This is a genomic window from Pseudomonas frigoris (assembly GCF_047758635.1).
Lineage (GTDB): Bacteria > Pseudomonadota > Gammaproteobacteria > Pseudomonadales > Pseudomonadaceae > Aquipseudomonas > Aquipseudomonas frigoris.
Genome location: NZ_CP180479.1, coordinates 5,516,138 through 5,537,820, shown reverse-complemented (window position 1 = coordinate 5,537,820; position 21,683 = coordinate 5,516,138). Strand labels below are relative to the sequence as shown.

The following is a 21,683-nucleotide window of genomic DNA, read 5'->3' as shown; positions in this document are numbered from 1 at the left end:
CTGTGGCTTTCGTACAACTCGCCGAGGGCGAACTGCATTACCAAATTCAAGGGCCGCAACTCGATGGCCCGGCTGATGCGCCAGTGCTGGTGCTGTCCAACTCGCTGGGCACTGATCTGCACATGTGGGACGCGCAAGTTGCGGCGTTCACAGAGCATTTCCGCGTGCTGCGTTTCGACACCCGGGGTCATGGCAAATCGCTGGTCACGCCGGGGCCGTACAGCATCGAGCTACTGGGCCATGACGTGCTGGCGCTGCTGGATGCGTTGCACATCGAGCGCGCGCATTTCTGCGGTCTGTCCATGGGCGGGCTGATCGGCCAGTGGCTGGGGATCAACGCTGGCGATCGCCTGAACAAACTGGTGGTGTGCAACACCGCGGCAAAAATCGGCGATCCGTCGGTGTGGAACCCGCGCATTGAAACCGTGCTGCGTGACGGTCCGGCCGCCATGGTTGCGCTGCGTGATGCGTCGATTGCGCGTTGGTTCACCGCGGATTTTGCTGAAGCCAATCCTGCTGCCGCGAAGAAGATTACTGACATGCTCGCCGCCACCTCGTCTGAAGGGTATGCCGCTAACTGTGCCGCCGTGCGCGATGCCGATTTCCGCGATCAGTTGTCCTCGATCAAGGTGCCGCTGCTGGTCATCGCCGGCACCGAAGACGCGGTCACGCCGCCGTCTGGTGGGCACTTCATTCAGGAACATGTGCAGGGTGCCGAGTACGCCGAGTTCTATGCGGCGCACCTGTCCAACGTTCAGGCCGGTGCTGCGTTCAGTGACCGGGTAGTGACGTTTTTGTCAGCTCATTAAGGGGATTGTTGTGGACGAGAAACAACGTTACGACGAAGGCCTGAAAGTCCGCCGTGCCGTACTCGGCGACGCCCATGTCGACCGCAGCCTGAACGCGCTGACCGAGTTCAACTCGGAGTTTCAGGAGATGATCACCCGTCACGCCTGGGGCGACATCTGGACCCGTCCGGGCCTGCCGCGTCATACCCGCAGCCTGATCACCATGGCCATGCTGATCGGCATGAACCGCAATGAAGAACTCAAACTGCACCTGCGTGCCGCCGCCAACAACGGCGTGACCCGTGGCGAGATCAAGGAAGTGATCATGCAGAGCGCGATCTATTGCGGCATTCCGGCAGCGAATGCGACGTTCCACCTGGCGGAGTCGGTGTGGGATGAGTTGGGGGTTGAATCGCGGGAGTGATCCTGGCGATTTGCGGTATCTGAGCTGACGCCATCGCGAGCAAGCTCGCTCCCACAGTTTTCCGGTGTGAATTCAAATGATGTGTTCACCCAAAATCCCCTGTGGGAGCGAGCTTGCTCGCGATGGCGGTGGCCGGCTTGATACATCATTAGCGGTCAATCAAACCGTGGCCACAATGAAGATCCGCTTGAACGGAAACAACGTGTGCCCGTCGCTCTCCGGCGGGTAATGCGCATGCACGCGCATCAGGTAGTGGTAAATGAACCGCGCCTGTTCATCATCCTTCAGCCCCTGCATCACCGGCCGCAACGCCGAGACTTTGACCCAGTCATAGATCGGCGACTTGCCGTCGACAACCTGAAGCTGCTCGGTCTCCCAGATATCCAGTGTCTGGGTAATCGAAGAGAGCAGCCGATAATAACTTTCCAAAGACAACAGCGGCCGCGCAGCCATGGCCTCGCGCAACTGCGGGGGGCCGAGTGGTTTGCCACCGGGGCCTGCCTCTTCAAGGGTGTCGAGCATCAGTTGGTACCACAGTGCATCCCGCCAGTCGGGCATGTGCGCTGCCAGGCATCCACCCGGATTGAGCTGGCCGAGCAGTCGCGGCAATAACTGTTCGTGACCACTGACGAAGTGCAGTACGGCGGCGGCGAACAGCAGGTCCGCCGGTTGTTCGGGTTGCCAATCGAGTAGATCGCATTGTTTCCACGATGCCTTGATCGGCAGGTAACGGGCCTCGTCCAGCATTTGCTGCGAACTGTCGATGCCCTGCAACTGCGCTCGAGGCCAACGCTTGGCCAATAGTTGCGTGGCTATGCCGGTGCCGCATCCCAGGTCATAGATGCGTTTGGGCTGTTTGAGTTCGACACGGTCGAGCAATTCATTGACCGGTCGTTGCCTGAGGCGGGAAAACTGCTGGTACGCCTTGGCGTCCCAGTCGGTGCAGGCTTTCCCTGCCGATTCAAGTTTGACGCTCATGAGGTGATCCTCTCTGGCGGTTACAGCTGCCTTCCGATGACGTTCAGTGTTTTCAGGACAACGGCCACGCCTTTGCGCGTGTCCGGCTCGTTTAGCAGTTTGATCAAGGCATAGGCCCCCGGCGGCTCGGGGGCGGCTGCGACCTCGGCCTTGGCCAGGCGCACGGCGTTACTGACGGTCCAGGTGGCCGCCGTAGCGTTTTCGAACAGCCGCGCCAGTTTTTCCACCATCGCTGCGTCCAGCAGGTCGGTCATGTCCGAGACCAGCGATAGCACATCGACAATGTTGTCCAGCCGACCGCCGTCGATCAGCGGTTGAATTTTCGCCATCAAGGCGGCGATTTCCGGCGTCGCTGGCATGCCGGCAGCGCTGGTCGCCAGCGTTTCATCTGATAGGTTCGTCATTGTTTACGCCTCCCTGAGCGGATCAAAGCATTCCACGGGCAACCGCCCAGTACAGGCCACGATTGAAGCCATTTCTCAACAGGCCGCCGAGCTTGGTCGGCGGTGTCGGCAGGACGTCATGGGCGTAGTCGTACCACAGCGGCATACCGGCGTTGAGACCCATCTGCGCCACGGCCTGAACCCGTCCGTCGTAGACGCTGTTGGGCGCACCGAGGCGAATCTCGGCAGCAATGTTGTTGGCGATGACCGGCGCCTGGTTATGGCAAGCACCACCGGCCTTGCTCACCGGCAGATCGACGGTGTCGCCAATCACGTAGACGTGTTCCAGGCCGTAGACCTGCAGGGTCTCGTGGTGGGTCGGCAACCAACCTTCGTTGTTGGGCGCTTGAGACGCTCCGGACTCCAGCACGGCATCGACGGCGCGGATCGGCGGTGTCGCCATCAGGATGTCGAAGGGTTGCTCTTCGCCTTCTTCTGAATAGGCGATTTTTCGTTCGGGATCGACACGGCTGAGGGTGAAACCGCGTTGGAAGCGGATGTTCTTCTGCTCGAAAATGCCGGGCAGAATGTCCCCGGTGGGGCGTTGCAGAAACAGGCAGTTACGCAGCAACTGAGCCGTGGTCGGGTAGGTGTAGACGATTTCCACCTGGTCCCGCACGCCCCGACGACGCAGGAAGTCGTCGAGCATCAACGTCGTTTCTACCGGTGCAATGCCGCATTGGTGCGGCACGTTGGGTGTCTGCGGGAAAGACACAGTGATGAAGATCCGGCCTTTTTTGATCGTGTTCAGCCGTTCTGCCAACTGCCGGGCGGGCTGATATTGGTAGAAGTGGTCGCCGGCTTCTTTCAAGCCATCGATGCGTTCCGGCGCAGGCACGCAACCAGTGGCGATGACCAGAAAGTCATAGCCATAGCGCTTGCCGCTGCGGGTTTTCAGGCCTTGCCCGGGGAAATCGAAACCCGTGACCTCTTCGACGTAAAAGCTGATTTCCGGGCGCAACAGTGAACGTTCCGGACGCTTGAGTTCTTCTTCAAAGAACTGATTGAACGCCACGTACATGAACGCAGGTTTATAGAAGTGATCGGGGGAGTTGGACAGCAGTGCAATCGAGACTTCGCCGCGCAGGATTTCTGGATACAGCTTGCTGGCCAGTTGATTGGCCAACATGGTTCCACCTACGCCGCCACCGACGATAACTATTCGCTTGCTCATACCTGACCTCCGTGGTCATGGCCGCTTCGCGTACAGCATCCGGAGATAACGGAAGAAAAAAAGGGGCTCCTACATCAGGATGGAGAATTAAACACGCTTCTTGACTGTATCTGCGAACAAACAAAGCGCTAGTTTGCGCCGACAGGTGGTTACAGGCACGCGACCGCCTCAATCCAACGGTCGCTGCCAGAACGCGGCTATAGCAGGCTGATCGGATAGCTGGCGATTAACCGGTTCTCGTCAAACTCGTTGTTGCTGAAGTCGCGGCGAATGGTCGAGTTGCGCCATTTGACGTTGAGGTTTTTGAGCGCGCCGCTTTGCACGGTGTAACCCAATTCGCTTTCGCGGCCCCATTCCTTGCCGTCGGTAATGGTGCCGGTGTGCACATTGTCGCCGCTGATGTAGCGGTTCATCAGGGTCAGGCCGGGAATGCCGAGGGCGACGAAGTTGTAGTCATGACGTACCTGCCAGGATTTTTCCTGAGCGTTGTCATAACTGGCGTTGTAACTGTCGTTGGCCAGGGTGCCGCCGCTGGTGCCGTTGACCCGCATCCAGGCGTTGTCGCCGGTGAGTTTTTGCAGGCCGACGTAGAAGGTGTTGCCGCCGTATTTGGCCGAGAACAGGCCCGACCAGGTCTTGTTGTCCAGCTCGCCGGCCCGGGCGCTGCCGTCATCCTTGCCGTAGAAGAAACCGAGGTTGGCGCCCAGGGTCCAGTCGCCGATGGGCTGGCTGTGGATCAGATTCACGTACTGCTGGCTGTAGATGTCCTTGAGTTCGGCATTCCACACACCGATCTGGGTGCGCTTCTCGTTGAAGACGTATTCGCCGCCCTGAAAGTTGAAACGGTCGGAGGTGAACGCTGGTTTTCCGGTCATCGACATGTCGCTCATGCTGCTGTCATTGCGCGGGCTGTTGGCGCGGAATTGGCCGCCATAGAGCGTCAGGCCGTTGATTTCCTTCGAGGTGATCTGGCCGCCGCGGAAGGTTTGCGGCAGGGAACGACCGTCGTCCGAACGCAGGATCGGCAGCACCGGCATCCATTCGCCCACCTTCACTTCGGTCTGCGACAGCTTGGCCTTGAACGCCACGTTGGTGCGCCCGAAGTTATCCGCCGGGCGACCGTCGTGATCCAGCGGCAGCAACTGCGTACCACCGGTGCCTTTTCCGCCGTCGAGTTTCACCGAGTACAGGCCCAGCACATCCATGCCGAACCCGATGGTGCCTTGAGTGAACCCGGACTTGGCGTCGAGGATGAAGCTTTGTGTCCACTCTTCTGCCTTGCCCTGAGCTTTGGTCGGGTTGGTGAAGTTGCGGTTGATGTAGAAGTTGCGCAAGTTCAGGTTGACCTTGGCACCTTCGACAAAGCCTGACTCCTCGGCCAAGGCAGGCAGAGCCGTACTGGCCAGTGCAACGGCGATGAGGCTGGGGAACAAGTATTGCGTGCTGGAAGGTGTCATGTGTTCGGGGCTCTCTAGTTTTTAGGCGTGAAACGGGGCGCTGCCGCAACTTGGGGTTGCAGACAAAAATTTGAAATCAGGGCAAAAACGAAAGGGATCAGCCGGACAGGGCAGGGCGTGGGGGCATGGTGTCGAACCTGTTGTTATTGGTCTTGTGCGACGAATGGTGCGGGGGATGGGCGGGGCGATTCAATTGGGGAAAGCGGGTTTTGGGCGATTATCGAACGTAAGATTGGCTCGGAATTTGTGTTGTCTGTTCCGGCCTCATCGCGAGCAAGCTCGCTCCCACAGTTGATCTCTGCTGGTCATCAATATTGTGTTCACCCTAGATCCCCTGTGGGAGCGAGCTTGCTCGCGATGAGGCCAGTCCTGGCGCCACAATTTTCCTGCAGACAACAAAAAGCCCACCAATCGGTGGGCTTCTTGTTTTACAGCGCTATCAGAACAACTTCAGCTTCGGCGCTTCTTCTTTCAGCGGTTCGTTCTGCGCCGTCTGCTCGTTCCAGCCACCGCCCAGTGCCTTGTACAGATTGACGGCACTGACCAGTTGCGCCAGACGGTCGGTGATCAGTACCTGTTGGGCACTGAACAGCTGGCGCTGGGCATCGAGGAAGGTCAGGTTGCTGTCGACACCAATGCGGTAACGACGCTCGGCCAGACGGTAGTAGTCCTGGTTCGCGGTGACGAAATCACGCTGGGCCTGCAACTGATCGGTATAGGTCTGGCGGGCAGCCAGGCCATCGGCGACTTCCTGGAAGGCCGTTTGAATGGACTTCTCGTAGTTCGCCACGCCGATGTCTTTCTGGATTTTTGAATAATCCAGGCTGGCGCGCAGGCTGCCGGCGTTGAAGATCGGCAGGTTGATCTGCGGCTGGAACAACCAGGTGCCCGAACCGCCCTTGAACAGACCGGACAGGTCCGGGCTCAGGGTCCCGGCATTGGCCGTCAGGCTGATGCTTGGGAAGAACGCAGCCCGTGCTGCGCCGATATTGGCGTTGGCGGCTTTCAGGTTGTATTCGGCCTGGAGGATGTCCGGGCGGCGTTGCAGCAAGTCCGATGGCAGACCGGCCGGCACTTCGCTCAGCAGGTCGTCAGCCAATGGCTTGGCCGCTTGCAGGTTGGCCGGGACGCCGGTGCCGAGCAGCAGCACCAGGCTGTTTTCATCCTGGGCAACCTGACGGGTGTACTTGGCCTGTTGCGCGCGGGCGTTTTCCACCGAGGTACGCGACTGGGCCAGGTCCAGCGCCGAGGCGACACCCACTTCGTTGCTGCGGGCGGTGAGCTTGTAGCTCTCCTCGAACGCACCCAGGGTGTCCTGGGTCAGTTTCAGCAGCTCCTTGTCAGCCTGCCAGGCCAGGTAAGCATTGGCCACGCTGGCCACCAGGCTGATCTGGGTGCTGCGTCGTGCTTCTTCGGTGGCGAAGTACTTCTGCAGCGCTTCTTCGCTCAGGCTGCGAACCCGACCGAACAGGTCGAGTTCATAGGCGCTGATGCCGACCGTGGCCGAGTAGGAACTGGTGATGTCCGCTTCGCCGGTCTGCGAGGCCCGAGCCGGGACCCGCTGACGGCTGCCTGTACCGTTGGCCGACACGGCCGGGAACAGATCGGCACGCTGGATGCGGTATTGAGCCGCAAAGGCGTCGATGTTCAGCGCTGCGACACGCAGGTCACGGTTGTTTTCCAGGGCGACCTGGATCAGCTGTTGCAGTGCCGGGTCATGGAAAAACTGCTTCCAGCCCTGTTCGGCGGCAGCCTGGGCAGGCGCCTGGGCCGACGAATACGCCGGACCTTGCGGGTACTGACCCGCCACCGGAGCTTCAGGCTGCTGATAATCGGGAATCAGCGAGCAGCCGCCGAGCACGAAGGCGGCAACAGCCAGGGAGAGTAGCGACTTGCTCATTAGCCAGCCTCTTTAGAAGGTTCAATAGCGTCGTCCTGGTCAGCGGTTTTGCGCTGCCCCATGGCCGACACGGTGACGAAAAACAGCGGGACCCAGAAGATCGCCAGGATCGTGGCCGTGAGCATACCGCCAATCACCCCGGTACCGATCGCATGTTGGCTACCCGAACCTGCACCCGTGGAAATCGCCAGTGGTACCACACCGAGGACGAAAGCGAGCGACGTCATGATGATCGGTCGCAAACGCATCCGGCAGGCTTCAATTGCCGCATCGCGCAGGCTACGCCCTTGTTCATGCAGTTCCTTGGCAAATTCGACAATCAAAATGGCGTTTTTCGCCGCCAGACCAATGGTCGTCAACAGGCCCACCTGGAAATACACGTCGTTGGACAGGCCGCGCAGGCTGGTCGCCATCAGCGCACCGATGATCCCCAGTGGTACCACCAACATCACGGCGATCGGGATCGACCAGCTTTCGTACAGCGCCGCCAGACACAGGAACACCATCAGCAGCGACAGGGCGTACAGCGCTGGCGCTTGCGAACCGGACAACCGTTCCTCGTACGACAGACCCGTCCAGGAAATACCGACACCGGCCGGCAGTTTCTTGGCCAGGGCTTCGACTTCGGCCATGGCTTCACCGGTGGAATAACCGGGTGCCGGAGCACCGAGGATTTCCATCGCTTCGACGCCGTTGTAACGCGACAGCTTCGGTGCACCGTAGATCCACTCACCCTTGGCGAACGCCGAGAACGGAACCATGGTGCCGGCGCTGTTGCGCACATACCATTTTTTCACGTCTTCAGGACTCATGCGCGCACCCGGCTGGCCTTGCACGTAAACCTTCTTCACGCGACCGCGGTCGATGAAGTCGTTGACGTAGCTACTGCCCAAGGCAATCGACAAGGTGTTGTTGATGTCGGTGAGGGTGATGCCCAGGGCACTGGCCTTCTCGTCATCGATTTCCAGTTGGTATTGCGGTTCGTCGTTTAGACCGTTGGGGCGCACTTGCGACAGAATCTTGCTTTGCGCCGCCATGCCGAGGAACTGGTTACGCGCTTCCATCAGCTTGTCGTGACCGATACCGGCGCGGTCTTGCAGGAACACGTCGAAACCGGTGGCGTTACCCAGTTCCAGTACCGCCGGCGGTGCGAAGGCAAACACCATGGCGTCACGGAAGGTGAAGAAGTGCTGTTGGGCACGGGCCGCGAGTTTGAACACGCTGTTTTCGGCGTTACGTTCGCCCCACGGTTTGAGCATGATGAACGCCATACCCGAGCTTTGGCCACGGCCGGCGAAGTTGAAGCCGGTCACGGTAAACACCGAGGCCACCGCATCGCCTTCACCGCCGTCCTTGCTCGGACGCAGCAGGAATTCACGCATTTCATCCACGACCACTTGCGTGCGCTGGGCACTGGAACCGGCCGGGGTTTGCACCTGAGCAAACAATACGCCCTGGTCTTCTTCCGGCAGGAACGCCGTTGGGATGCGGGTGAACAGCCAGATCATGCCGACTAGGATGATGAGGTAGGCCAGCAAGTACGGGGCCTTGTTCGCGAGCATGTTGCCCACGCCACGCTCGTAGCTTTTGACGCCACGGTCGAAATTGCGGTTGAACCAGCCGAAGAAGCCGCGTTTCGGCACGCCGTGCTCGCCTTTCGGAATCGCCTTGAGCATGGTTGCGCAGAGTGCCGGGGTGAAGATCAGTGCGACCAGTACCGACAGGGCCATGGCCGAGACGATGGTGATCGAGAACTGCTTGTAGATCACACCGGTGGAACCGCTGAAGAACGCCATCGGCAGCAGTACGGCCGACAGCACCAGGGCGATACCGACCAGTGCACCCTGGATCTGCCCCATGGATTTCTTGGTGGCCTCCTTGGGTGACAGGCCTTCTTCGCTCATGACCCGTTCGACGTTCTCCACCACGACGATGGCGTCGTCCACCAGCAAGCCGATGGCCAGCACCATGCCGAACATGGTCAGGGTGTTGATGCTGAAACCGAACGCCGCGAGGATCCCGAAGGTACCCAGCAATACGACTGGCACGGTCATCGTGGTGATGACGGTGGCGCGGAAGTTTTGCAGGAACAGGAACATCACCAGGAACACCAGCACGATCGCTTCGACCAGGGTTTCAACCACACCCTTGATCGACTCGGTCACCACCGGCGTGGTGTCGTACGGGAACACCACTTCCATCCCTTGCGGGAAGAACGGTTTGAGGGTTTCGATGGTCTTGCGCAGGGCTTTTGCAGTGTCGAGGGCGTTGGCACCGTTGGCCAGTTTCACTGCCAGACCGGAGGCCGGGCTGCCGTTGAACTGGGCGCTGATCGAGTAGTTTTCACCGCCCAGACCGACATCCGCCACGTCGCCGACACGCACTTGCGAGCCGTCCTTGTTGACCTTGAGCAGGATCGCCTTGAACTGCTCGGCGGTCTGCAGGCGGGTCTTGCCGATGATCGTCGCGTTCAGCTGTTGGCCTGCAACGGCAGGCAAACCGCCGAGTTGACCGGATGACACCTGGACGTTCTGCGCGGCGATGGCGGTTTTCACGTCCACCGGGGTCAGGTTGAAGTTATTCAACTTGGCCGGGTCGAGCCAGATCCGCATTGCGTACTGCGCACCGAAGACCTGGAAGTCACCGACACCGGCGGTCCGCGAGATCGGATCCTGCATGTTCGACACGATGTAGTTGGACAGGTCGTCCTTGGTCATGCTGCCGTCGCGCGACACCACGCCGATCACCATCAGGAAGTTTTTCACTGACTTGGTCACGCGGATACCCTGTTGCTGCACTTCTTGCGGCAGCAGCGGGGTGGCCAGGTTCAGCTTGTTCTGGACCTGAACCTGCGCGGTATCGGAGTTGGTGCCCTGCTCGAAGGTCGCGGTAATGGTCATGCTGCCGTCGGAGTTACTTTCCGAGGAGACATAACGCAGGTTATCGATACCGTTGAGCTGTTGCTCGATCACCTGCACCACAGTGTCCTGCACGGTTTGTGCGGACGCGCCCGGGTAGGTCACCTGGATCGCAATGGCCGGAGGCGCAATGCTTGGGTATTGGTTGATCGGGAGTTTGAGGATCGAGAGTGCCCCGACCAGCATGATGACCAGGGCAATTACCCAGGCGAAAATCGGACGGTCGATAAAAAATCTGGACATGGTTTACTCCCCTTTGCCGCTGGAAGCCTTGTTAGCTGCCTGTGCGGGGGCCGGGTTCTTTGCGCCAATGTTAGTCGCTTCACTGGCTTTTACTTCAATGCCAGGTTTGACGTATTGCAGCCCTTCGGTGATCAGTCGATCGCCGGCCTTCAGACCGTCTTCGATCAGCCACTGGCTACCGACAGTGCGGCTGGCCTTGAGCTGACGCAGTTCGACTTTGTTGTCCGCACCGACGACCAGCGCGGTCGGGGTGCCTTTGAGATCACGGGTCACGCCTTGTTGCGGAGCGAGGATTGCCGCGCTGTTCACACCGGCCTGCAATTGGGCGTGTACAAACATGCCTGGCAGCAGGGTGTGGTCAGGGTTGGGGAATACCGCACGCAAGGTCACGGAACCGGTGGTCTGATCTACCGAGACTTCGGAGAACTCGAGCTTGCCTTCCTGTTTGTACTGGCTTCCGTCTTCGAGGGTCAGCTTGACCGCGGCCGCGTTGTCGCCAGATTTTTGCAGACGACCGCTTTCCAGTTCGCGGCGCAGTTCCAGCAGCTCTACCGAAGACTGGGTGACGTCGACGTAGATGGGGTCCAGTTGCTGAATCACTGCCATTGCGTCGACCTGGCCGCTGGTAACCAGCGCGCCTTCGGTCACGGTCGAGCGGCCGATGCGGCCGGAGAGTGGCGCGTAAACCTTGGTGTAACGCACATTGATCTGGGCGCTTTGCAGGGCGGCTTCCGATTGCAACCGGTTGGCCAGGGCCGTGTCGTATTCCTGACGGCTCACAGCCTGTTCGCTGACCAACTGCTTGTAGCGATCCGAGATCGATTTGGTCTGTTGCAGGCTGGCTTCGGCACTTTTCAGAGTGGCTTCATAAACGGCCGGATCGATCTGATACAGCTGCTGGCCGGCCTTGACGTCGCCGCCTTCCTTGAACAGGCGCTTGAGAATGATGCCGTTGACCTGGGGGCGAACTTCGGCGATGCGGTACGCGCTGGTACGGCCCGGAAGCTCGGAGGTCAGGGTGAAGGCTTGAGGTTGCAGAGTAACGACGCCGACCTGAGGGGGTGGTGCGGCAGGTGCCGCCTCTTCCTTTTTGCATCCGCTGAGTAGCGATGCCAAGGCGAGGGCGGTGACCAGAGCGGTAACAGCTGGCTTGAATTGCATGAAAATCCTCGGGTCAGGCGCGCAAATTGCGCACTAGAAATGTGGAAAGGTAAAAAATGTGCGCTGAGTGGATAAGTAGCTTGCTAAGGAATATACTTACGTTCATGGTTGTTTGTAAATACCTTGGCCGCGTATCCACACCGTTACAAAAGCCGTTCAAGGGTTCGAATTGTAGGCCGGGGACGACGCCCAAGAACGCTCGCCCCACTTTTATTCAGCGGATGTTCAGACATCGCTGAAGCATCCTGATTGAGGTTGTACTGCCATGGTCCGTCGTACCAAAGAGGAAGCTCAAGAAACCCGCAGCCAGATACTGGAAGCGGCAGAAAAAGCCTTTTACGAAAGGGGCGTGGCGCGCACGACACTGGCGGATATCGCTACCCTGGCCGGGGTCACGCGCGGCGCTATCTACTGGCATTTCAGCAACAAGGCGGACTTGGTGCAGGCCATGCTTGATACCCTGCAAGAGCCGCTGGATGAAATGGCCAAGGCCAGTGAAAGCGAAGATGAACTCGACCCCCTCGGCTGCATGCGCAAGCTGCTGATTCATTTGTTTCATCAAGTTGCCCTGGACCCGAAAACCCGACGCATCAATGAGATTCTGTTTCATAAGTGCGAATTCACCGATGAAATGTGCGACCTGCGCCAGCAGCGTCGAGAGGTCAGCCTTGATTGCAATGAGCGGATCGCCCTGGCCCTGAGTAATGCAGTGAATCGGGGGCAGTTGCCGGAAAACCTCGATACGGCCCGCGCGGCCATTAGCCTGCATGCGTACATCGATGGCATCCTGTATCAGTGGCTGTTGGCGCCCGACAGTTTTCAACTGCACGCCGACGCCGAGCGTTGGGTCGATACAGGGTTGGATATGCTGCGCTTCAGCCCAAGCCTTCGACAAAATGCGTAATTGGATCCGGTTGTGTCAACATTTTAGGCGAGCAGAGGTTCATTCCTTTGCTCGCCTTTTCGTCATGGGCTGCTTTTATATACGGATGCTGATTCGGTTGAAAGCTAGCGAGCTACGTATTTTGTAGGGGATTTGTGCGAGTCTTTGAACGAATGTGGGCGACCCCGTTTTCGAGAGCGCCGGGTAGCCGATCAACGGCAACGCGCTGATTCGTCTTCGCGACCTGGTGGTTGTGCGAATGCCGGGTAAACGTTGTAAAACACTACGCAGAGCAGTTTCACGCGATGAGCGTTTATCCGATCTGGATATCTATCAGGTAACTGTAAGGTGCTCTATTCAATGTGTTATTCAGTGTGGAGGAGCAGCTCACGTGAGCAACTCCGATTGAATCTACCTTGTGATTCCAGGTTTTGGCATGAGTTGGAGTTTCAGGTCTGAAATCTGTAGTGATCTGAAAGACATGGTCACCCTTGGCATCGCTGTAAGTGAAAAGTCGCTGTGCGTGGGCCCTGTTATTTTGATCGGTGGTGCTCGGATCAAGGAAGTTGGACACGGTTTTTTCGCAGAAGTAGGTGGTTTCTTTAGGCCTTAGAAGTTTCGCTACTGGGTGTAAGTGCTCTGGATGGATGTTGCTGTCTATGAGTTTAAAGTTTTCGGATGTATTATTGGTAATAAAAAATACAGCAGTGGTCGTGGTTATATTTGTTGTGCCCTGGCTGGCAAATATGGCGTCTTTAAAATCGTCCATATTAGGAAAGGAGGTTGGATGTTTTCCTTCTGACTCGCTGTATTCCAAGTTGTCCAGGTAGGTCTGTTCTGCCAGTTCTATACTGTCCAGATCGGTCTGTGATGCGTTTGCGATCAGGGTTCCGGGTTGTTCCGTCCCGATATGGACATCCAGCCAGTAGCTGTAAGGCGCTTGGAGGTCGCGGTTTCTCAATTGGGATGAGCAGATCAGAGATTTTCGGCCTGTGGAGCGTGCTTGATGATCCCAAACCGGCGTGCGTGTAGGCTCAAAAACGCCGAACGAGGATTTCACCACCAAGCGTGTATCAAAATGACATTGCTTGTCGCCTGCAGCATATTTGAAAAACTTATCGATAAAGGTTTTGTTGCCGGGGCTCAGCGCCCCGAGTCTGTCGTGGTTAAAGCGACTCTGTGCGCCCATTGAGGCGATGGAGTAGGGTGGGATATCACATTCGGACAAGTCTTCGACTTCGAAGTCTGTTTCGGTAAGCTGGATCGTTTCAGGTGTGTTGTTATGGATGTAGACCAATAGTTCTATTGTGTTTTTACCCTGGTTGAAGTTTTTCCAGTCGGCGATTTTACGGTTTTCGTATATGGTTTTAAGTTTTTCTTCTTTGATGAGTTGTGATTCTTGTTCGTAGTTCATTGTTTGTTCTCTACTCAATATGGGTTGGTGTTGAAGTGTGTAAGAGGTTGCTGTTGTTGGTGAGGTGGTGTGTCGACAGAATGGATAATGATTTTTTGTGGATGGTTCCGCAAGTTTTTAGATTGGATATTGTTTGCTGGATATTTTAAGTAGAAGCAGGCTCGGTTTTTTTGTCTGGGTTTATGTTGTATGTTTGTGATTGTTTTATTTGTGGATAGTTGGTGACAAAAAAGCCCCGGCTCTTTCGAATCGGGGCTTTTTCATTTTAATGTTGAAGTTTATATCGTCGGGTAGTCGATGTAGCCGACCGCGCCCTTGGAATAAAACAGCTCAGGACGCGGCTCGTTCAGCGGCGCATCGGCCTTCAAACGTGCCGGCAGGTCCGGGTTGGCAATGAACGGCACGCCGAAGGCGACTGCATCAGCCTTGCCGCTGGCCAGCCAGGCGTTGGCGCTGTCCTTGGTGAAGCGTTCGTTGACGATATACGAGCCGCCGAACGCTTCTTTCAATTGTGGACCCAGGCTGTCGCCATCTTCTTTCTCGCGGGAGCAGATGAAGGCGATGCCACGTTTGCCCAGTTCGCGAGCGACGTAAGTGAAGGTCTCTGACAGGTTGTCGTCGCCCATGTCATGGAGATCGGCACGGGGTGACAGGTGCACACCCACGCGGCCCGCGCCCCAGACTTCGATCGCGGCATCGGTCACTTCCAGCAACAGACGCGCACGATTTTCCACGGAACCGCCGTAGTTGTCGGTGCGTTGGTTGGTGCTGGTTTGCAGGAACTGGTCGAGCAGGTAACCGTTGGCGCCGTGGATTTCCACACCGTCGAAACCGGCCGCCTTGGCGTTCTCGGCACCGACGCGGTAGGCGTCGACGATGTCGGCGATTTCAGCGGTTTCCAGGGCGCGTGGGGTAGGGTAGTCGGCCAGTGGACGAACCAGGCTAACGTGACCTTTTTGCTGGATGGCGCTCGGTGCAACCGGCGTTTCCCCGTTGAGGTACGACTCGTGGGAAACCCGGCCGACGTGCCACAGTTGCAGTAAAATCTTGCCGCCCGCGCCGTGGATCGCTTTGGTGACGTTAGCCCAGCCACGCACCTGATCGTTGGACCAGATACCCGGGGTGTCCGGGTAACCGACGCCCATCGGCGTGACCGAAGTGGCCTCGCTGAGGATCAGGCCGGCCGAGGCGCGTTGTACGTAGTACTCGGCCATCAGCGCGTTTGGTACGCGGCCTTCGTCGGCACGGCAACGGGTCAGCGGCGCCATGATGATGCGGTTGGCCAACTCAAGGTCGCCCAGTTTGATCGGATCGAAAATAGTCGTCATGAAATAGCTCTCTTGTAGAGATCAGTTGGTAGCAGGGGCCAGTTCGGGATCACCGTTCTGACGGAAAGTAATCAGGGTCACCAGCAGGGCGAGTACCGCCAGTGCAGCCGCCGCGAGAGGAACGCTGGTCAAGCCGAAACCGTGGGCGATGACGCTGCCACCGACCCAGGCACCCAGTGCGTTGCCGATATTGAAAGCGCCGATGTTCAGGGTCGACACCAGGTTCGGTGCGGCCTTGCCGTAGGTCACGACGTTCACTTGCAGGGCGGGCACGGCGGCAAAGCACGCGGTGGCCCAGAGGAACAGGGTGATTTCGGTCGGAATCAGCGCGACGCTGGTCCAGGTCAGTACGGTGGAGATCACGGCCATCGAGATAAAGACGCCGATCAACGTTGCGGCCATGCTTTTGTCAGCCAGCTTGCCGCCGATGATGTTGCCGACCGTCAGGCCCAGGCCGATGAGCATCAGGGTCCAGGTCACGCCTTTGGGCGAGACGCCGGTGACATCGCCGAGCAGCGGGGCGACATAGGTGAACAGGGTGAATACGGAAGCCGCGAACAACGCAGTCATGCTCAGGGATAACCAGATCCCGGCGCCTTTGAGGGCGCGCAGTTCGGCGCGCATGTCGAGTTTCTCTTCATCGCGCTTGGCCGGCAGGAAACGGATCAGGCCGATCAACGCGATGACACCAATCACGGTCACCGCCCAGAAGGTCGAACGCCAGCCGGCTTCCTGACCGAGTGCGGTGCCCAGCGGAACGCCAAGCACGTTGGCCAGGGTCAGGCCGGTGAACATCAATGCCACGGCCGAAGCGCGCTTGTTCGCCGGAACCAGACCCGCTGCCACCACCGAACCAATGCCGAAGAACGCACCGTGGCAGAGGGCAGTCACCACACGGGCAAACATCAGCACGTTGTAGTCGGTCGCCATTGCGCAGAGCAAGTTGCCGACGATGAAAATCCCCATCAACGCTACCAGCGCGGCCTTGCGCGGCAATCGGGAGGTGGCCAGTGCCATGAACGGCGCACCAATGGCCACGCCGAGGGCGTAACCGGTCACCAGCCAACCGGCGCCGGGGATCGACACACCGAGGTCCGCCGCCACATCGGGCAGCAAGCCCATGATGACGAACTCGGTGGTGCCGATGGCGAAGGCGCTCAAGGCCAGAATGAGTAGCGAGAGGGGCATTGTTCAGTTCCTGGTCGGAGCGCTGAGCTCCTTGACGATGGCGTCGAGGAACGCCTGGATCACGTCCTCGTTGCGTTTAAAGAAGTGCCATTGACCGGCTTTCTGGCTGCTGATCAGTCCCGCCCGTTGCAAGTTCGCCAAATGGGCGGACACAGTCGACTGCGACAGGCCGCAGCGTTGGTCGATCTGTCCGGCGCAGATGCCGTACTCGTGGTTGTGGATCTGTTCCGGGAACTGGGCTTTGGGGTCTTTCAGCCAGATGAGGATGTCTCGGCGTACTGGGTGTGCCAGGGCTTTTATTATTTCGTCGAGGTCGATGGTCATGATTTGGGCTCGTGATGAGTAAAACGCTATATCGCGATGGGGCGAACTTTAAATCGGTACTTCGCGATATACAAATATGATTTTGGTCTGATGACCGTGCAAATCGGTATATCGAGTTATAACGATATGTATGACGCAGTGCTAAGCTGCGCGCATGAACTATCTCGCACATCTGCACCTCGGTGGCCAGCGCCCCGGTCAATTGCTCGGCAGTCTTTATGGCGATTTCGTCAAAGGGCGGCTGCAAGGGCAGTTCGATCCGGAGATCGAAGCGGCCATCCAGTTGCATCGCAGCATCGATGTCTTTACCGACCGCCACCCGTTGGTGGACGTTTCGTTGTCACGGTTTTCCATGACCCGCCGGCGTTACGCCGGGATCGTGCTCGACGTGTTTTTCGACCATTGCCTGGCGCGTGACTGGACGCTTTACTCGGATCAGCCACTGGAACAGTTCACTTCGGGCGTGTACCGGGTGCTGTCCGCCGAGGCGCAATTGCCGGAACGTCTGGCGCAGATCGCGCCGCACATGGTGGCCAATGACTGGTTGGGTTCTTATCGGGAATTTGCGGTGCTTGAGCAGGTGCTGCGAGGGATATCACGGAGGCTGACGCGGCCGGAGGAGCTGGCCGCAGCGATGCAGGAATTGCGGGTGTTGTATGAGCCGTTGAGCGATGACTTCAGATTGTTCTACCCGCAGCTTCAGGACTTCGCGCAGAACTACCCAGCAACATAAACCCCTTGTGGGAGCGGGCTTGCTCGCGAAGGCGGTGTATCAGTCAACATCAGTGTTGGATGACAGACCGCCTTCGCGAGCAAGCCCGCTCCCACAGGGGATGTGTGTTTAAGCCGCGATTGCGGGGCGCAGCGGTTCCGGTTGTGCCTGCGGGATCGCCCCAAACAACGCCTTCTGCACCGCCTGCTGCGCCTCGAACGCCAGCGCTGCACGCTCGCGACCTTCACACGCGATCGGTTTGAGCAGATGGATCTCCACGTCCCCCCGATCATGGGCAAACAAGCGCATCAAGTGCGAGAGCAAATCATCATCGCCAATGAACGGCGCCAGCGAATCGAGCTTCCCGTCGCGCAGATAACGAATCGCCACCGGCTGCAACTTCACTTCGGAGTCGATTGCCGCAGACAGCAGGCGACCGTGGAAAGTGCGCAGCGAACGGCCGTCGGTGGTAGTGCCTTCCGGGAACATCAGCAGCGGATGTTCCTGCTCCAGATGACGGGTCATCTGTTTGCGGATCAACTGACTGTCGCCCGACCCTCGACGAATGAACAAACTGCCAGCCTTGGCCGCCAACCAGCCCGCCACCGGCCAGGTGCGCACTTCGGCCTTGGACAGGAACGACAGCGGCGTGAGCATGCCGAGCAGCGGAATGTCGGTCCATGAAACATGATTGCTGACCCAGAGCATCGGCGCCTTCGGCAATTCACCGTTCAGGGTCACGCGAAAGGGCAGGGCATTGCTCAGGCGCGCCATGAAAAATCGCGACCAGCGCTGGCGACGGACCATCGAATGAGCAATCCCCAAGCGCTCGAATAGTCCAAACACTCCAGCCATGCTCAAACCTAATGCCACCACCACCAACACTCGCGCAATCCGCGCGTATACCCGTAACCGACTCATCACACGGCCGCCTTGAAGTGTTTGGCATAACGCGGGCAGAGTTCGTCGCGCTTGAGCAGGATGAACACGTCGGCAACCTGGAAGTCTTCGTCCCAGCACGGCTCGCCACAGATCTTCGCGCCAAGACGCATATAGGCCTTGAGCAGCGGTGGCATTTCGGCGATGACGTTGGATGGGATGTCGAGGCTCGGCAGCGGCTTTTTCGGTTCGGCCCGCAGGTGTTCCGTACATAGATAACGTTCGCGCAGTCGCTGCATGATCGCGTGGGCCTGGATGCCGCCGTCCTGCATCGGGATGCTCGCGCAACCCATCAAATAGCTGTAGCCGCCCTGGTTCAGCACTTCGGCCAGTTCGCCCCAGAGTACGGCGATGGTGCCGCCGTTGCGGTAGGCCGGGTCGACGCAAGTGCGGCCGATTTCCAGGATCGGGCCTTTCAGATGGACCAGGCCATGCAGGCTGAATTCTTCTTCGCTGTAGAACTTGCCCAGGCTGCTGGCGGCTGTGTGGTCGAGCAAACGGGTGGTCGCCACCAGACGTCCGGTGTTCAGGTCACGCACGCCGATGTGGGCGCAGTGAACATCATAGTCATCCATGTCCAGACCCAGCTCCGCGCCTTTCAGTTTGGCGTTGAATTCGCCGCTGAACACGTTGAAGCGCAAGGCCTGGGCTTCCTGCAAGGCCTCGGCGCCCACCAGGCGTTCGGCTTGCAGGCGGCGTTCATTGCCGGTGTCGCTGATGCGGGCGATCTGAGTCATTGTGAATCTCCATACGGGCCGGTCACCCGTCTTGGGTTGCAGCCGATCGACTTTCTTTATGCAGCCGTGTTGTGCAAAGTCAGGCTATGTAGCCCCGGTGTCATCGCCATGAAGCTTTGGTGATGCTTATATGACAGCCCACGAGGAGCCTCTTATGCCCTGGCAAAACCTGCTGCGCCGCCGCGATCGTCTGCCCGCCAACCCGGACCTGGGCGAGGGGTTCGCGACCTTGTTGCACCAGTTGGGCAACGTCACGCCGTTCGAACTGGCGGTGGCCGGCGGGCGTTTGATGTCGACGCCGGGGCTGGCGTTTCTGGTGGGCTATCAGGCGGCGTTGCGCATGCTCTGGCCGAGCGCGCCGCTGAGCCTCGGCGCCTTGTGCGCGACCGAACAGCGCAGCCTGCGGGTGGCGGACATGCGGACCCGTCTGCACGATTTGCGTCTGAGCGGGCGCAAGGATTTTGTCACCGCAGGCGATGCCGCTGATTGGCTGCTGATTGCTGCTCGCAGTGAAGCACCTGACGAAAAACCGCGTCTGAGTCTGGCGGTGGTCTATCCCGATGAACCGGGCGTGCGTCTGGAAAAGTTACCGGCGATCCCGTTGATGCCAGACATCAGCCATGGCCGGCTGTTTCTCGATAACGCTCAGTGCGAACTGTTGGCGGGGGATGGCTGGGATGCTTACATCAAACCGTTTCGCACCCTTGAAGACATTTACGTTCTGAGCGCCATGACCGCCTGGCTGTACGGCATCGGTCAGGACAGCGACTGGCCGCAAGCCTTGCAACTGCGTTTGCTGGCGTTGCTGGCCGGGTGTGCGGAAGTCAGCCGGCAGGCGCCGAATAATTCGTCCGGGCATGTATTGCTCGGTGGCTTGTTTGCGCAGTTCGATGGGCTCAAGACTGAGGTGGCTCAGGCACTGGCCGATGGCCCGCAGCATTGGGCCGCGATGTGGCAGCGTGATCAGGGCGTGATGGATTTGGCGGCAGGTGCGCGGGGGAAGCGGTTGGCCAAGGCGCTCGCGGGATCTTCGCTGGATTGACTGGCCCCTTCGCGAGCAAGTCGAATCGTCGCACCGCCGCTCCCACATTTTGAAATGCATTCCCCTGTGGGAGCGGGCTTGCTCGCGAAGGCGGCCTCATTGGCAACACAAATTCCAGAACTGTCATCAACCGCGACTAGGCTCAGCAGGTCCATCCTTCCGAGCCCCCACCATGTCCAAAGGCTTGTCCCTCATTTTCCTGCTCCTGCTCAGCCTCACGGCCCACGCCGAGCATTGGCCTGCCGAACAATGGTCGACCGGCCCGACAGTCACCGGGCCGGCGCTTCAAGCCCTGGAGACTTACGCCTTTGCACCCCGTGATGAGGCCACCCGAAAAGGCATCCGCACCGACGCCTTGCTGGTGATCCGCGACGGCCAATTGATCTACGAACGCTACGCCGGCCCGACCACCGCTGACACCCCGCACCTGACCTGGTCCATCAGCAAAAGCCTGATGGCCACGGTCCTCGGCGTGGCCTATGGCGAAGGTCTGTTCAAGCTCCAGGACCCGGTGCAGAAATTTTATCCACCGCTGGAAAAACACCCGACGATGACCATGGCCGACCTGCTGCACTGGGCCTCGGGCCTGGACTGGCAGGAAGACTATGAATACGCGCCGTTGAAATCCTCGGTGGTCGCGATGCTCTACACCCGCGGTCACCAGGACATGGCCGCATTCACCGCCAATCACGGTCAGTACGCCAAGCCCGGTCAGGCATTCCGTTACTCCAGTAGCGACAGCAATCTGTTGTCCGCCGCGCTGAAAACCATCGTCGGCCCGAGCCAGTATCCGGACTATCCATGGACTGCTCTGTTCGAGCCCTTGGGGATTCGCCACGCCGCCTGGGAAACCGATGCCACGGGAACCTTCGTCGCTTCGTCCTACACCTATCTCACCGCCCGGGACCTCGCGCGAGTCGGTCTGTTGATGGCTCGCGATGGTCGTTGGGGCGACCGGCAACTGCTGCCCAAAGACTGGGTCGCCTTCAACCGCGAACCGTTCGCCCGCTATCAAGCCCATCAGGACGACGCTGTGCCCGGCGGCCATTGGTGGCTTAACCGCGCGGTGGAAGGCGCCGCAAAACCATGGCCCGATGCACCCGCCGACACCTTCGCCGCGCTGGGTCATTGGGGTCAGGTGATGTACGTGATTCCCGGCGAAAACCTGGTGATCGTGCGCTACGGCGATGACCGCGACGGAAGTTACCGGCACAACGATTTGCTCAAACTCGCGCTCAAGGCATTTGCCGCGAAGGGGCAGCCATGAAGCGTCGCAGCTTTGTTCATCGTCGACCGTTCAGCACGTTGTTGTTGATCCTGCTGATCGCCTTGCTCGGCTGGATCTGGCAGGAGCGCGTGACGCTGTGGGCATTCCCGGACATCATCAGCGCCTACACCGCCAAGGAATATTGTTCGTGCCGTTATGTGATGAACAACCCGGCCGAGTACTGCTACAGCTATGTGAAGCAGTGGCTGCCGACCAGTGGCTTTACTGATGACACCGCCAGCAAGCGCGTGACGGTCAGCGGCATGGGCCGCAGCAATAGCGCCGTGTGGATTGGTGAACGCCAAGGCTGCCGCCTGAATCCCTGAGCACCACTGTCCTTGTAGCAGCTGGCGAAGCCTGCGT

20 protein-coding genes are annotated in these 21,683 nt (G+C 59.0%); 7 read left to right on the top strand and 13 right to left on the bottom strand.

The features are described 5' to 3' along the window. Positions 1 to 2: 2 nt before the first annotated feature. Positions 3 to 809 carry a 3-oxoadipate enol-lactonase gene (gene pcaD, locus ACMXYH_RS25460; protein ID WP_415765338.1) on the top strand — a complete coding sequence of 269 codons (807 nt, stop codon included), beginning with the start codon at positions 3 to 5 and terminating at the stop codon, positions 807 to 809. Between the two features lie 10 nt (positions 810 to 819). Continuing rightward, entirely contained in the window at positions 820 to 1,212 is a 393-nt protein-coding gene (gene pcaC, locus ACMXYH_RS25455; protein ID WP_033060940.1) for a 4-carboxymuconolactone decarboxylase, read from the top strand. A gap of 159 nt (positions 1,213 to 1,371) precedes the next feature. Here the strand turns inward: pcaC and ACMXYH_RS25450 are convergent, their stop codons facing one another. The 7 genes from ACMXYH_RS25450 to emhA all read right to left on the bottom strand — a co-directional run bounded on the left by ACMXYH_RS25450 (position 1,372) and on the right by emhA (position 11,486). Next, the gene (locus ACMXYH_RS25450) at positions 1,372 to 2,190 is read right to left on the bottom strand and encodes a methyltransferase domain-containing protein (RefSeq protein ID WP_415765337.1); all 819 of its coding nucleotides are present in this window, start codon (positions 2,188 to 2,190) and stop codon (positions 1,372 to 1,374) included. A gap of 20 nt (positions 2,191 to 2,210) precedes the next feature. Further along, positions 2,211 to 2,594: a DUF1641 domain-containing protein gene (locus tag ACMXYH_RS25445; protein WP_415765336.1), complete on the bottom strand. Its 384-nt coding sequence runs from the start codon at positions 2,592 to 2,594 to the stop codon at positions 2,211 to 2,213. A gap of 22 nt (positions 2,595 to 2,616) precedes the next feature. After that, positions 2,617 to 3,807: an NAD(P)/FAD-dependent oxidoreductase gene (locus ACMXYH_RS25440; protein WP_129441826.1), complete on the bottom strand. Its 1,191-nt coding sequence runs from the start codon at positions 3,805 to 3,807 to the stop codon at positions 2,617 to 2,619. A 197-nt stretch (positions 3,808 to 4,004) separates the two neighbouring features. Next, positions 4,005 to 5,264, bottom strand: a complete 1,260-nt coding sequence (locus ACMXYH_RS25435; RefSeq protein WP_415765334.1) for an OprD family porin — start codon at positions 5,262 to 5,264, stop codon at positions 4,005 to 4,007. A gap of 439 nt (positions 5,265 to 5,703) precedes the next feature. Continuing rightward, the gene (gene emhC, locus ACMXYH_RS25430; protein WP_415765333.1) at positions 5,704 to 7,164 is read right to left on the bottom strand and encodes an efflux RND transporter outer membrane subunit EmhC; all 1,461 of its coding nucleotides are present in this window, start codon (positions 7,162 to 7,164) and stop codon (positions 5,704 to 5,706) included. Beyond that, entirely contained in the window at positions 7,164 to 10,325 is a 3,162-nt protein-coding gene (gene emhB / locus ACMXYH_RS25425; protein WP_134418825.1) for an efflux RND transporter permease subunit EmhB, read from the bottom strand. The genes emhC and emhB overlap by 1 nt, the downstream gene beginning before the upstream one ends. Positions 10,326 to 10,328: 3 nt before the next feature. Further along, positions 10,329 to 11,486, bottom strand: coding sequence for an efflux RND transporter periplasmic adaptor subunit EmhA (gene emhA / locus ACMXYH_RS25420; protein WP_415765332.1), 1,158 nt, complete (start codon positions 11,484 to 11,486; stop codon positions 10,329 to 10,331). A 265-nt stretch (positions 11,487 to 11,751) separates the two neighbouring features. Between emhA and emhR the strand changes: the two genes are divergently transcribed. Then, positions 11,752 to 12,390 (top strand): efflux system transcriptional repressor EmhR, encoded by a 639-nt coding sequence (gene emhR / locus ACMXYH_RS25415; RefSeq protein WP_415765331.1) that lies wholly within the window; start codon positions 11,752 to 11,754, stop codon positions 12,388 to 12,390. 292 nt (positions 12,391 to 12,682) lie between these two features. Here emhR and ACMXYH_RS25410 read toward each other — a convergent pair whose 3' ends face one another. The 4 genes from ACMXYH_RS25410 to ACMXYH_RS25395 all read right to left on the bottom strand — a co-directional run bounded on the left by ACMXYH_RS25410 (position 12,683) and on the right by ACMXYH_RS25395 (position 16,623). Next, positions 12,683 to 13,783 carry a hypothetical protein gene (locus ACMXYH_RS25410; protein WP_415765330.1) on the bottom strand — a complete coding sequence of 367 codons (1,101 nt, stop codon included), beginning with the start codon at positions 13,781 to 13,783 and terminating at the stop codon, positions 12,683 to 12,685. 278 nt (positions 13,784 to 14,061) lie between these two features. After that, positions 14,062 to 15,111, bottom strand: coding sequence for an alkene reductase (locus ACMXYH_RS25405; RefSeq protein WP_415765329.1), 1,050 nt, complete (start codon positions 15,109 to 15,111; stop codon positions 14,062 to 14,064). A gap of 21 nt (positions 15,112 to 15,132) precedes the next feature. Next, entirely contained in the window at positions 15,133 to 16,299 is a 1,167-nt protein-coding gene (locus ACMXYH_RS25400; protein WP_046055779.1) for an MFS transporter, read from the bottom strand. 3 nt (positions 16,300 to 16,302) lie between these two features. Beyond that, entirely contained in the window at positions 16,303 to 16,623 is a 321-nt protein-coding gene (locus tag ACMXYH_RS25395) for an ArsR/SmtB family transcription factor (protein ID WP_129441841.1), read from the bottom strand. A 154-nt stretch (positions 16,624 to 16,777) separates the two neighbouring features. On the opposite strand from ACMXYH_RS25395, the gene ACMXYH_RS25390 reads away from it, so the two are divergent. After that, positions 16,778 to 17,356, top strand: a complete 579-nt coding sequence (locus tag ACMXYH_RS25390; protein ID WP_129441843.1) for an ACP phosphodiesterase — start codon at positions 16,778 to 16,780, stop codon at positions 17,354 to 17,356. Positions 17,357 to 17,464: 108 nt separating this feature from the next. Here ACMXYH_RS25390 and ACMXYH_RS25385 read toward each other — a convergent pair whose 3' ends face one another. Further along, positions 17,465 to 18,256: a lysophospholipid acyltransferase family protein gene (locus ACMXYH_RS25385; protein ID WP_415765327.1), complete on the bottom strand. Its 792-nt coding sequence runs from the start codon at positions 18,254 to 18,256 to the stop codon at positions 17,465 to 17,467. Then, positions 18,256 to 19,011, bottom strand: coding sequence for an L-ornithine N(alpha)-acyltransferase (gene olsB, locus ACMXYH_RS25380; protein WP_008152922.1), 756 nt, complete (start codon positions 19,009 to 19,011; stop codon positions 18,256 to 18,258). Before olsB ends, ACMXYH_RS25385 begins: the two co-directional genes overlap by 1 nt. Positions 19,012 to 19,165: 154 nt before the next feature. Between olsB and ACMXYH_RS25375 the strand changes: the two genes are divergently transcribed. The 3 genes from ACMXYH_RS25375 to ACMXYH_RS25365 all read left to right on the top strand — a co-directional run bounded on the left by ACMXYH_RS25375 (position 19,166) and on the right by ACMXYH_RS25365 (position 21,646). Continuing rightward, positions 19,166 to 20,053 carry an acyl-CoA dehydrogenase family protein gene (locus ACMXYH_RS25375; RefSeq protein WP_134418831.1) on the top strand — a complete coding sequence of 296 codons (888 nt, stop codon included), beginning with the start codon at positions 19,166 to 19,168 and terminating at the stop codon, positions 20,051 to 20,053. A gap of 172 nt (positions 20,054 to 20,225) precedes the next feature. After that, positions 20,226 to 21,320 carry a serine hydrolase domain-containing protein gene (locus tag ACMXYH_RS25370; RefSeq protein ID WP_415765326.1) on the top strand — a complete coding sequence of 365 codons (1,095 nt, stop codon included), beginning with the start codon at positions 20,226 to 20,228 and terminating at the stop codon, positions 21,318 to 21,320. Next, positions 21,317 to 21,646, top strand: coding sequence for an amidase (locus ACMXYH_RS25365; protein WP_415765325.1), 330 nt, complete (start codon positions 21,317 to 21,319; stop codon positions 21,644 to 21,646). Before ACMXYH_RS25370 ends, ACMXYH_RS25365 begins: the two co-directional genes overlap by 4 nt. Positions 21,647 to 21,683 lie beyond the last annotated feature (37 nt).